The following is a 13227-nucleotide window of genomic DNA, read 5'->3' as shown; positions in this document are numbered from 1 at the left end:
ATATGATGAAGAAAACCTTAATTTCAGTAATTCTTTTGCTAGCTATTGTGTTCTCGACACATGCGCAGCAGCACTGTTTTTTCACCCACTATTCTACTGAAGATGGATTGTCCCAAAATACGGTGATGAACATCTTGCAAGATCACAAAGACAACCTTTGGTTTGCCACTTGGGATGGAATCAACCGTTTCAACGGTTATACCTTCAAAACATATAAGGCCCGTCAGGGAAACTACATCAGTCTGACCAATAATCGCGTAGACCGTATCTATGAAGACCGTTATGGTTTTTTGTGGCTACTGACTTATGATAATCGTGTCCATCGTTTCGACCCGAAGACAGAGACTTTCGAACAAGTACCTGCTGCCGGAGAGGAGGGGAGTGCTTTCAATGTGCATACCATTGAGGTGATGCCGAACGGAACCGTCTGGCTGCTGACAGAAAATGACGGAGCTATCCGCATCCTGACTCATCCAAATGAGAATCATCGCCTGACATGGGATATTTATTCCAGTAAGACGGAATTGTTTCCCTCTTTACATGTATTCAAAGTACATCAGGACAAAGCAGGTAATGACTGGCTGTTGACAGATAACGGCCTCGGCATGATCCGCCCCGGAAAGAAAGAACCGGATTCCTATTTTACGGAGACAAAAGGAAAGTTTGGCGGCATAAACCAAGCCTTCTATGCAGTACAGGAGCGGGATAAGGACATCTGCTTTGCTTCGGATCATGGACGTATCTGGTCTTATCAGAAAGATAGCGGAGAATTTACGTTGATCGAACTTCCTACAAAAGGACAGATCACTTCCATTCACCCCGTTGCACCGGACGTTTCTGTAATTACTACCGATTCGGATGGTTTCTTTACTTACAATCTGCGGACCAAAACAAATGTGCATTACTCATTCCTGACTTGTAAGGCTTTACCCGCAAAACCAATCCTTTCTGCTTATGTAGACCGTTCTTCGGAAGTGTGGTTCGAGCAGGAAGAACCGGGTGTTGTAGCCCATTTTAATCCCTCGACCAGAGTGGTGACCCGTGAACAGATTCTTATTGAATACAGTAATCCTGAACGTTCCCGTCCGGCCTTCCATATCCATGAAGATGTAAACGGGTATCTTTGGGTACACCCTTATGGAGGAGGTTTCTCTTACTTCGATCCTCAAAAAAAACGATTGGTTCCTTTCTATAATGGACTGGGTAGTCGTGACTGGCGTTTTTCCAATAAGATTCATTCGGCTTTCTCCGACAAACAAGGTAATTTATGGCTTTGCACCCACTCCAAGGGATTGGAGAAGGTGACTTATCGGAATGTACCTTTTGCGATGATGACTCCCATGCCGCATGAACATGAATCATTGCATAATGAGGTACGTGCCCTGTGCGAAGACAAACTGGGTAATCTGTGGGTTGGCTTGAAAGATGGTATGCTTCGTATGTATGATGCCGATAAAGCTTATAAAGGATACCTGACCGAAAGCGGCATCGTTTCTACTACCGGTACTCCCATGTTGGGAACTGTTTATTTTGTTATTCAGGATTCGAAAGGAATCATCTGGATTGCAACAAAAGGAGACGGACTTGTCCGTGCCGAGCCGACTTCTTCCAACGGAATGTCTTATAAACTGACCCGTTATCTTCATCGTGAAGAGGATATGTACAGTTTGAGCGATAATAATGTGTATTGTATCTATGAAGATCATTATGGTCGTATTTGGGTAGCTACTTTTGCCGGAGGTATCAATTATATCACGCAGAATGAAGCAGGAAAGACATTGTTTATCAATCACCGGAATAATCTGAAAGGGTATCCGATTGATCCTTGCTACAAAGCGCGTTTCATTACTTCCGATAATAATGGACGCCTGTGGGTAGGTACAACTACGGGAGCTGTTGCTTTTGATGAGAACTTTAAGAAACCGGAGGATGTGCAGTTTTATCATTTCTCCCGTATGCCGAACGATACGCAAAGTCTGAGTAATAATGATGTCCATTGGATTATTTCCACTAAGAAAAAGGAACTGTATCTGGCTACTTTCGGTGGGGGACTCAACAAACTGATATCTATCAGTAAGGACGGCCACGGAGAGTTCAAATCATATTCCGTACTGGACGGTCTTCCTTCCGACGTCTTGCTTTCTGCCCGCGAAGATAGTAAGGAGAATTTATGGATTAGTACGGAGAATGGAATTTGTAAATTTATCCCGTCTGAAGAACGTTTTGAAAGTTACGACGAACGTAGTATTACTTTCCCAGTGCGCTTTAGTGAAGCGGCTTCCACATTGACGGCTAAAGGAAGTATGCTTTTCGGTGCCAGTGGGGGAGTCTTTATATTTAATCCCGACTCTATTCGTAAGAGTAGCTATATCCCACCTATCGTATTCTCCAAACTGATGGTGACTAATGAGGATATTACGCCCGGAGATAACTCCTTGTTGAAGGTGGATATTGACGATACCGACCCATTGGTGCTCTCACACAAAGAGAATATTTTCTCCGTTCACTTCGCTGCACTCGATTATACTAATCCGCAGAATATACAGTATGCTTATATTCTCGACGGATTTGAGAAACAATGGACTTTTGCCGACAAGCAGCGTAGTGTGACTTATACGAATCTTCCGAAAGGAGAGTATGTGCTCCGTGTTCGTTCAACGAATAGTGATGGTGTGTGGGTGGATAATGAACGTATACTGAACATTGTTATTCTGCCTTCTTTCTGGGAGACGCCGGTAGCTTATGTGCTTTATGTTCTTTTTATTCTGATTATTATTCTCGTAGCCGTTTATATCCTGTTTACTATTTATCGGTTGAAGCATGAAGTTTCGGTCGAACAGCAGATTTCAGATATAAAACTGCGTTTCTTTACTAACATATCGCATGAGTTGCGTACTCCGCTTACGTTGATATCCGGTCCGGTGGAGCAGGTCTTGAAGAATGATAAATTGCCGGCTGATGCTCGCGAACAGTTAGTGGTGGTTGAACGGAACACCAATCGGATGCTCCGTCTTGTCAATCAGATTCTGGACTTCCGCAAGATTCAGAATAAGAAGATGAAGATGCAGGTGCAGCGGGTGGATATTGTACCTTTCGTCCGTAAGGTGATGGATAATTTTGAAGCTGTGGCCGAGGAACATCGGATTGATTTCCTGTTCCAGACCGAAAAGGAACATCTTTATCTTTGGGTGGATGCCGATAAGCTGGAAAAGATTGTATTCAATTTGCTTTCCAATGCATTTAAATATACGCCGAATGGCAAGATGATTACGATGTTTATCCGGGAAGATGAAAAGACGGTTTCTATCGGTGTGCAAGATCAGGGGATCGGTATCGCAGAAAACAAAAAGAAGTCACTGTTTGTCCGTTTTGAGAATCTGGTAGATAAGAATCTTTTCAATCAGGCTAGTACGGGTATCGGACTTTCATTGGTGAAAGAGTTGGTGGAAATGCATAAAGCGACTATTTCCGTTGATAGTCATTTGGGAGAAGGGAGTTGCTTCAAAGTCGATTTCCTCAAGGGAAAAGAACATTACGATAAGGAAGCCGAGTTTATTCTGGAAGATGCGGATGCTCCGGCAAGAATGGGACAGGTAGTGGATATTGCCAATTCTTCCATTCAGTCTGAAACGTTGGTAAGCGATGATTCGGAGAAGATTGATGATGTGTATGGGGAAGAATTTGCGAAAGAAGAGAACTCCAAAGAATTGATGCTGTTAGTCGAAGATAATCAGGAGTTACGTGAATTCTTGCGCAGTATATTTTCTCCGATGTACCGGGTGGTGGAAGCTGCTGACGGTAAGGAGGGGGCAAGCAAGGCTTTGAAGTACCTGCCGGATATTATCATCAGTGACGTGATGATGCCTGAAAAAGACGGTATCGAAATGACGCGTGAACTGCGTGCGGATATGACGACCAGCCATATACCTATCATTTTGCTTACTGCCAAAACTACGATTGAAAGCAAACTGGAGGGATTGGAATATGGTGCGGATGATTATATAACGAAGCCTTTCAGTGCTACCTATCTGCAAGCACGTGTGGAAAATCTGTTGATGCAGCGTAAGAAACTGCAAAGTTTCTACCGGGATAGTCTGATGCATATCAATATTTCTACCGGTCAGGAGGAAGTGCCTGTGGCTACGGATATGCCGTCTGCTGAAGAAGATGTGTCCGAAACTCCACCTACAACTCTCGAAATGTCTCCCAACGACCGTAAGTTTATGGATAAATTGGTTGAATTGATGAAGCAGAACATGGATAATGGAGAACTGGTGGTAGATGATTTGGTTCGGGAACTGGCTGTCAGCCGTTCTGTCTTCTTCAAGAAGCTGAAAACACTTACCGGATTGGCTCCGATTGAATTTATCAAAGAAATGCGTATCAAGCGGGCTACACAATTAATAGAAACCGGAGAATTTAATATGACCCAGATTTCGTATATGGTCGGCATTAATGATCCGCGTTATTTCAGTAAATGCTTTAAAGCACAGGTTGGAATGACGCCTACAGAGTATCGGGATAGAGTGGGGAGATAATAATAGGAAAGGAAAGAAATAGAAAGGGGGATGTTCAAAGCTCCCCTTTTATCGAAATCACCCTCACTACAACTATCTGTGGCGAGGGTGATTTTTTGTTTATGAGAGTTCCGATACATTTACCCTCATCTTGGTTATCCGAAATTATTTTTTAGGGTATAGATGATTCACAAGGCTGTTCATATACATTTCCAGGTTTGTATATTCCGGGCTTAATGTATATTTGGCTCCGTCTGAAGGATCATTGGGATTAAGGTTGTGTTTCTTTTCCCATTCATCGGGAATACCATCACTATCTGTATCAACAAGTGCTGTTTCTGATTTATATTCCGGCCATCCTCCTACATCAGACGGTTGGTCAATCATTCCATTCGTGCTTCCGTGAGAACCTTCGTAAGTATAAGTGCCTTTGAGAGTTTCATCTACGATGCGTTGGTCTATGGCGTCACGGCGATATGAAGCACCGGCAAACTCGAGAACATCTTTGTAGGCTTTCTTGGCAGGTTGCAAAGAAGTATGTTCGGCTATGTCAAATGCTTTTTTAGACAGTACTTCCTTTTCTGTGGCAAAGTCCTTTTTGATAACCAGTCCGTAAGAGTTATCCATATTCACTTTATAAAGAGCCTCTTTCTGCTTATCGGTCAGTTTGGGACAGGTAGGATCCATATAGTTACCTTTGAAATAGAATACACCATGAACACCTGCTTTATTGTTGTTTTTGCCATCATCGGCATACGCTGTAAACAAGCGTTTGAAAGAACCTTTTGTCGCACTGAAAGGTCCCGGTTTATAGTAGTTATTGATAAAGTTGTAGGAACCTCCTTCACCGGCATAAGCACCGTCACTGCCATAATTATAAATCACATTATTGAATAATTCCACTTTTTCATCTTCCGGACGACCCGTATAACGGCTTCCGCAAAGACGGGGTGTGCGGTTAGTGTGATGGGCGAGTAAGTTATGGTGAAAAGTAGCAGGTTCTCCACCCCAGATACCCCCATAACCATGTGCTCCCTTTTCGTGGATAGAATTGGCGAGACTTTCACTGATGATGCACCACTGAAGTGTGAAATTACGGTTATCATAGAATGTGGCACATTCGTCCGTACACCAACTCATGGAGCAGTGGTCTATGATAATGTTTTGGTGCGCTTTAGTACCATTCATTGAGTCGTCACCTTTTTGTTTGATGTCGACTCCCATACGGGAACGGATGAAACGGACGATAACATTGTCTGCCTGAATAGAGAATGTATAGTTTTTCAGGCAAATGCCATCACCCGGAGCTGTCTGTCCTGCAATGGTCACATCACCATTGCTGAGTTTTAATGCTTTTTGTAGTTCAATAATTCCGCTAACCGCAAAGACAATGGTGCGGGGACCTTTCTTGCTGATAGCCCAGCGAAGTGTCCCTTCCGAACCGTCGTCTGCCAGGGACGTAACAGTGTATACAGCACCTCCGGCACCACCGGTGGTATATTTTCCTGCTCCGTCGGCACCGGGGAAGGCGAGAACTTTGGAACGATCCGGGGTAGGATAGTCCTTTGATGTTTTTTCAACCGAAATGGCAGGTTGCATGGCTTGTCCCACTAGAGGAAAAGCCAATATCAAACTACAGATTGCTAATATATTCTTTTTCATTACTAATTTATCATTTGGGTTCGAATTTACTAAATTTATTCTATAACACTGCCACCTGTCGCACCATTTACCATGATTTCGTGCACCAGACTATTGAGATACATTTCCAGATTAGTGTACTTCCCGTTTTTGTCAATAGTCGTTTCTTTTCCATCAGCAGATTTCTTGGGATTCAAACCATATTCTTCTTCCCAGTAGTCGGGAATACCGTCACCGTCCGTATCTTTCACGTTTGCATTGGTTACAGATTTCAGAACATCGTAGGGATCATTTACTCCTAAGGCTGTGCAGACATCTTTCGGGTCGTTGATATATCCACTTTTGTTTTGTGAGTAGCCGGAAAGATCTTTCCATTTGCTGGCATCTCCCGTGCAACTTGCTTTTCTGTTTTTAACGTCGCTGATTATCAACTCGTCGACTTTATCACGATAGTTGCTGGCTCCTGCATAGCTCATCACACGTTCATAAGCCTCATCCGGCGTATGAGTTCTTACATTTCCTGCCTTAACTACCGGTGAACTTGATTTTATCTGGGTATGTTGGTTCCAAAGCTCCGTAGTTGCACAGTTTTTATTATCCATTTGTTCAAATACGCCTTTTGTCCAGTTATCATTGCTAACAGTCGTATTGCCTACCACTTTATTTCCGTCGATATAAAACTTCCCCCAAGTTTGAAGCCATTTTTTGTAAGCTTCGCCGGAGTAATTTTCCGGATATACATCCGGCTTGGCGATACGGTAAGCACGGTCTGCTTTACCGCTTTCATCGGTTCCGGGGCCTGGCTTGTAGTAGTTGTTAACGATATTCACGTGTTGCGCTTCACCACCGTAGCAGCCTTCGCCTCCCCAATTGTAGTAAACATTGTTGCGCATATCCACTCGCTCTCCATCGTTGTTGTTCAGTGCTAATGTAGTATATCGGGGACCAAGGCGTGGAACACGGCTTTCGCAATGGGCTATCAGGTTATGGTGGTAAGAGGCATAGTTTCCTCCCCAGTTACCGCCATATCCGTGAGAAGCGAATTTACCTGTGGCAGCATTGATCTTTACATCAGTCACACGTAAGGCTTGATAAGCTAAACACCATTGTACGGTAGAATTTTGCATACCATAGACAGAAAGACATTCATCGCTTCCCCAGCTTACCGAACAATGATCGATGATTACATTTTGTTTGTCACAACCTCCTAATCCGTCGCAGTCTACGTTAGAGTTTCCGGGGCGGAAACGGATGAAACGAATGATGATATTGCTGGAATTAATCGTAAATGGATAATTGGCGATACAGATACCGCCCGGTGATGTTTGTCCGGCAATGGTCAGATCATCTTTCTGGGTTTTTAATTCCGATTTCAAATAGATGGTACCCGACACATCAAATACAATCGTTTTAGGACCGTCTTGTTTCATAGCCCAGCGCAGACTTCCGCTGATACTTCCACTGGTGTCGTCTTCAAGGCTAGTCACATGATAAACTTTTCCTCCGCGTCCTCCGGTGGTATTGCGACCGTGGCCTTCGGCGTATGGGAAAGCAAGAAGTTCTCCATAATCCAGTTGCTTGACATCAGAAGATGTCCCACCTGGATTATTTGTTCCTCCACCTGTATCATCTACAGGATCGTCGGAAGAGCATGAGGTACATAATCCTGCGATGCTGAATGCAATAGCTACATAAAATAGAGATATTTTCTGCTTCATTATCTTTTAACTGTTTGGGGATATAGACGATTTATTTGTTGGGATACAACGTTTCTACCAGACTGTTGAGGTAAACCTCCAGATTGGTATACGTTTTACTTAGAGTATATTTGGCACCGTCGGCCTTACTTTTGGGGTTCAAACCGTTGGCAGTCTCCCATTCATCAGGGATGCCGTCGCCGTCGGTGTCTTTCGGACCAGTTTCCTTTTTATATTCCGGCCAGCCACCTACATCGCTGGCTTTATCAATGAGTCCCTTTTCACTGCCATTGCTGCCGTCTGCCGTATAATCTCCGTTGCGAACGTTGGCTATGATGCGTTTATCGACATCATCATATTTTAAGGAAGCACCGGCATACTTTAATACTGATTCATAAGCTTCTTTTGCCGATTGAGTGAATTCGGATGCATCTTCGGAAATAGTAAATTCGTTACTTGACTGAAGTGCTTTTTCTCCTCCATCGGGTAAAGGAACGGCTTCTGTTGCATTGGGGTGTAACCCTTGCCAGTTGTCATTGTTTACAGAAGTAAGCAGAGATTGATATTCGGCTTTCAATTCAGGACATGTGCCATCAAAATAGTTTCCTTTCAGATAAAAAGTACCCCATATACCTTTGGTGTTTTTATTTGTACCGTCATCACCGTTAGGTTGGAAGATACGGTTTACTATATTTTTCTTGGTATTGGTAACTGGTCCGGGCTTGTAGTAGTTGTTCACGAAATTATAGCTTCCTCCTTCTCCTGCATAGCCACCATTGGTCGGTCCCCAGTTATAGAAAACATTATTTCGTAAATCGACTTTTTCATTTTCCGGTTTCCCTGTATAGCGGCTACCGCATAAACGTGGTGTACGGCTACTGTGGTGGGCTAATAAATTGTGGTGGAATGTAGCGGGTGATCCTCCCCATATTCCTCCATAACCGTGATTACCTTTGGTGTGTACCGAACGATTCAAACTTTCGCTGATGATACACCATTGCATGGTAAAGTTAGTGTTATCGTAGAAAGAAGCACATTCATCAGTGCTCCAACTCATCGAACAATGGTCAATGATAATATTTTTATGTTGCTTTCCCCACAGTGCATCACCACTGTCGGCTTCTGCTTCTGTTGTAAAGTTGTCCGATCCCATGCGGAAACGCATGAAACGGATGATTACGTTGTCTGCCTGTACGGATACGGGATGTCCTTTCAGGCAAATACCGTTACCCGGTGCACTCTGGCCGGCAATCGTTACATCTCCGTTGGTTATCTTCAAGGGGCTTTTCAGTTCTATCAATCCGCTTACCGCAAATACGATCGTGCGCTTTCCCGTGCGATTTAATGCGTAGCGTAGTGTCCCTTGTGTTGTGTTATCGTTGTCTTCAAGCGAAGTTACTGTATACACTTCTCCGCCTGCTCCGCCGGTAGTATAACGACCTGCACCGTAAGCACCCGGAAAGGCATAACGCGTTTCGGCAGGTGTCTCTTCTTCACCACCTTCGTTCTCATTACCACCGTTACCGGTATTCTGTCCCGGTGTTTCATCAGTGATACTTGGGTCTTCGCTGCTGCAAGCAACCGATAGGTTGATTACACAGAAGCACAATAATCCCATTTTAATAGATTTGAGCATACAAATTATCTTTTAAAAAAATAGAGTTCTTTGTCTCATACATTATATTTGCTGATGATGTGACAAAGAACTCTTTATTAAATCTTATTGGTTTTATTCGCTTACTGTACCGTACTGGCTTACAGTTTTCACTGTATAAATATTGCTTTCGTCAGTGTTGGTCAGTGTAACGGTAGTGTCTGTAGTTTGCCCTGCATAGTTGCCATTCATAAAGATGAGGTAACCGGCAGCACCGGATACTGCATCCCATGTCAGAGTGTTTCCCGACAGATTGACATTGGTAGGTGCTGCAAGGGGAGTTTCCATATACTCTTTCGGGTTCCAACTGTCAATAGTTATTATATTCTCATATGTATATTTAGCAGCTTCGGATGCTGTTAGCACTGAACTAGTGAAGGAAACGTTTCCGGAGGTGATTGTTTTACTTTCCGCAATCATATTTCCATTCTTGTCGATAGTGTTATATTCAGCATATAGTGTAGGTACTTGTCCACCATATCCCCAGTGTGAATCTATAATATCCATTTTCAACTTGGTGTTGATCCAGACAGTTTTCGTGGTTGTGGCTTGGGAACGTCCGAATGAGAATTTTGTATCATCACCGTTTACCGTACAATCTTTTATAACATATCCGTATTTATCGCTTTCACTGGTACGCGAAGCAGTTATAACGCTACCACCGTCATTGCCTGTATTATAGAATGTACTGTTTTCGATAAGTACATCGCCACTTCCCCAGATATAATCTGTATGACCTTCAATCCATGAGTTATAAACGTATGCACGATGAGGGGTTGTATTGTTCCAATAACGGGTCCACCATGTATCCTGATAGGAGACAAGCAAACAATTATTCAAAGCAAAGCGGTCTTCACGGTTTATCAAGGCTTCTGCCTGTCCGTTTTTACCTAAACCACCAGTGTGACGATTTGAGAATGCACCATAAAGATTGATGATTGAAATGTTTTCAGCATAAAAATCTGTGGCTTCAATCAACACTACTGTGTTTTGCTCTTCACTATATCCGGCTTTGCGGGCTGGTGAGTTTTCGTTGAAAATAGAATAAGGCCATGAGGTAGCATTACTTGAATCATCTACACGGTTTACTGCAAACTGGATTTTAACACCATCGCGGCTCTCACCGATTAAATGAACAAATGGTTTATTCTTATTGATCCGGACACATTCATTATAAGTTCCGTTGGCTATGAAGATTTTATAAGGACTGGTCGGTGGAGTAGTGATGGCGTTGATTGCTGCCTGGAGAGTAGTGTAATCGCCATTCCCTTTTGAATCAACAATTGCATCGAATACTTTTCCACCACCCGAAATTTCAGATTTGGCAGTAAAGCTTAAAAAGAAGTCTTCGTCGTAAGCTCTTCCCTGCATATCCGTTAATGCTCCGGCAGGAACTTCGAAAGTACATTCTTTGTTTTCCATACCAGAGAAGGTATAACGTACTTTTTCGTAGTTGATGGATACACGCACTACTCCTCCGTTGAAATAGATTTCTGTGTCTGGAGCCTGACGCATAGCTTTGCTGAAAGTCAGTTCTACATATCCGCTCGGACCTACTACATCACCATCATTGATATTCTGTGAAATCAGAACAGGGATGCTTGTATCTTCTGCATCATCGTTGTCATTACAGGAAGCACCTGTAAGAATCAACAAGAGCAGAAGTAAGTATTTACTTATTGTATTGATTGAATTTGTATTCATAATATCTGTTGCTTTTTAGAGAAGATTCTCCGTCAAGTAAATGCAAATTCCAGACTTGACGGAAAACCTTGTAGTTTTATTTAGTTATTTGTTCCAACGTTGGTCACCGATGACTTTGTATTCTTCAGAAACATTGTTGCCATAAGTCAATGTGAATTCGGAATTAGAATCAGTGCATGAGAATAATTCAGATGAACTTAAAGTCATAGTGTCATATGTTGTAGAACTAGTTGTATTAGTGAATTTGAAGTCACTAGTAGCATAAACTTTCTGCCAACTAACATTTGACGGTGCAACTGTTGCCGAATTAAAGACTTTATAATTAGTGTTACTTGCAGCGAACAAAGTATTTGAAACATTAAATGTACATGTTGCTCCAGTAATATCTCTCATTAATTGCTCACCAGATGTTGTTAAGCCATAGAACGTACAATTTTCAATATTAGTAGTGACATTCTGTTGAGTGTTTGCTGTTCTTACTATTGATGAAGCGGCTCCAATGAAGTTTGCAATGGTAGAATTGGTTAGATTTAATTTGAGAGATGCGAGAGAACCTGCACCACTACTTCCTGTTATATCGCTTGCATGTAGAATGCCATAATGTCCACCTTGTAATCCTTTGATAATACAATCGTCAATTTCTATTGTTGTATTTGCATTACTTGTTGTTTTACGTACACGAATAACACCACGGAAATCTCTTATCATACAAGATGAGATAACTAACTTTTCTACAGAACCAGAATTAGTCTTACCTTGATTATCCAAATAAATGACAAAATTGCCACCTTTATTTGTAGAATAAATATCTAGATTATAGAATTCAATCTTTTTACATTGTCCAGAGAAATCAATGTTATTAATTTCTACACTTGGTTTTGTTTCGCTTCCCCAGAATACAATTTCCTCAATGTCAGCAGGAATACTGTTATTAGGCAGAATTATTGATGCATCGTTGCTTATATTAATCAATACCTTTCCACTCAAAGTAGACCAATCTACATTTTCCCATTCTATTTCAGTATAACCCGTCGGTTTACCTTTCTTAGTTGTAAAGGTGATACGGGAACATATAGAGCCGTTTGCGAAAGCATAAGCCGTATATTCCGTACTGGAAGCCAAACCTGTGATTGTCACCTTATGTGCAGCAATATCTGCTGGTGATAATTGGGTTCCTGATTCAGGTACTCCTTCGGTAGAAAGAACACAAGCATATTCATCTACATCCACCGTTTCTTCCCATGAGAATACAGCTGAATTTGCTGTTATATCACTGATGGTAGATTCGATTTCCAAACCAGGAATGGTAACAGTCTGTGAACCACGCGGATTATTTTCATTATAAATAGTAATTGTGTATTCAGTGAACGACTTCAAATTTTCAACCCATGCTTCACCTGCGGCAGCTTCTGTTGACGAAATAACACGTGAAGTTGCTTCTGTGGCACCTGTTTCCATGATTTCGAAATGATCGACTGCTAATCCGGCTTCCCATGACATGCGTACTTTTCCTTGACCTTCAGGTAAGTCTTCAGTAGTTGGGATATTCAGGATAGCTTCTTCCTTAACTGAAGCAAAAGTCTTTTTATAATTTACCCAGCGAGATTCTTTCTCTCCGGAAATAGACTTGATACGCATATAATAAGTCGTATTTACAGCCAGATTATCCATTGTGTAAGGTGACTGCTTGATCCGGTTGGCAGGATCATTTCCATAAACGATATTTCCATTTTCTTCTGATCCCATTGGAGTTTCGTCAGTCATCTCGTTAGGACTAATCTCGATAATGTAATAGTCGGTATTAGATGTTGAGCTCCAAGTTACTACCGCTCTGGCTACTTTACTGTCTGTTTCTACACTGATTCCGTTTTCATCAGTTCCGAAAGGACGGCTATAGGAAGAGTCAATATCCCAATCACTTTTCTCTGTACACGAAGATACAGCCAAAGAGGCCAGGAGCATGAAAGCTCCCATTCCCAATATATTTTTTATATTCTTCATCATTTTACGATTT

General features: G+C 42.2%; 6 protein-coding genes. 1 reads left to right on the top strand and 5 read right to left on the bottom strand.

Annotation, left to right across the window (positions count from 1 at the left end; translation table 11 throughout):
- Positions 1–2 precede the first annotated feature (2 nt).
- Positions 3–4538: a two-component regulator propeller domain-containing protein gene (locus tag DWZ47_RS07455; protein ID WP_117512694.1), complete on the top strand. Its 4536-nt coding sequence runs from the start codon at positions 3–5 to the stop codon at positions 4536–4538.
- Between the two features lie 144 nt (positions 4539–4682).
- Here the strand turns inward: DWZ47_RS07455 and DWZ47_RS07445 are convergent, their stop codons facing one another.
- The 5 genes from DWZ47_RS07445 to DWZ47_RS07425 form a co-directional block, all read right to left on the bottom strand.
- Positions 4683–6179 carry a pectate lyase gene (locus DWZ47_RS07445; protein WP_117512693.1) on the bottom strand — a complete coding sequence of 499 codons (1497 nt, stop codon included), beginning with the start codon at positions 6177–6179 and terminating at the stop codon, positions 4683–4685.
- Positions 6180–6214: 35 nt separating this feature from the next.
- Positions 6215–7876, bottom strand: a complete 1662-nt coding sequence (locus tag DWZ47_RS07440; RefSeq protein WP_032844446.1) for a pectate lyase — start codon at positions 7874–7876, stop codon at positions 6215–6217.
- Positions 7877–7907: 31 nt separating this feature from the next.
- On the bottom strand, positions 7908–9491 hold the full coding sequence (locus DWZ47_RS07435) for a pectate lyase (RefSeq protein WP_117512692.1): 1584 nt from the start codon (positions 9489–9491) through the stop codon (positions 7908–7910).
- A gap of 93 nt (positions 9492–9584) precedes the next feature.
- The gene (locus DWZ47_RS07430; RefSeq protein WP_004301512.1) at positions 9585–11213 is read right to left on the bottom strand and encodes a pectinesterase family protein; all 1629 of its coding nucleotides are present in this window, start codon (positions 11211–11213) and stop codon (positions 9585–9587) included.
- Positions 11214–11297: 84 nt separating this feature from the next.
- Positions 11298–13217: a DUF5123 domain-containing protein gene (locus tag DWZ47_RS07425; RefSeq protein ID WP_004301513.1), complete on the bottom strand. Its 1920-nt coding sequence runs from the start codon at positions 13215–13217 to the stop codon at positions 11298–11300.
- Positions 13218–13227: the final 10 nt, after the last annotated feature.

Origin of the sequence: Bacteroides sp. AF32-8BH (assembly GCF_003435205.1) — a bacterium.
In the GTDB taxonomy this organism is placed as follows: Bacteria; Bacteroidota; Bacteroidia; order Bacteroidales; family Bacteroidaceae; genus Bacteroides; species Bacteroides ovatus.
The sequence above is the reverse complement of the archived record's forward strand: the minus strand, read 5'-3'. Positions and strand labels throughout refer to the sequence as shown.

Excerpts from the sequence above, each read along its gene's own strand:
- DWZ47_RS07435 (WP_117512692.1), bottom strand. The coding sequence starts at position 9,491 with ATGCTCAAATCTATTAAAATGGGATTATTGTGCTTCTGTGTAATCAAC.
- DWZ47_RS07425 (WP_004301513.1), bottom strand. The coding sequence starts at position 13,217 with ATGATGAAGAATATAAAAAATATATTGGGAATGGGAGCTTTCATGCTC.
- DWZ47_RS07440 (WP_032844446.1), bottom strand. The coding sequence starts at position 7,876 with ATGAAGCAGAAAATATCTCTATTTTATGTAGCTATTGCATTCAGCATC.
- DWZ47_RS07430 (WP_004301512.1), bottom strand. The coding sequence starts at position 11,213 with ATGAATACAAATTCAATCAATACAATAAGTAAATACTTACTTCTGCTC.
- DWZ47_RS07455 (WP_117512694.1), top strand. The coding sequence starts at position 3 with ATGATGAAGAAAACCTTAATTTCAGTAATTCTTTTGCTAGCTATTGTG.
- DWZ47_RS07445 (WP_117512693.1), bottom strand. The coding sequence starts at position 6,179 with ATGAAAAAGAATATATTAGCAATCTGTAGTTTGATATTGGCTTTTCCT.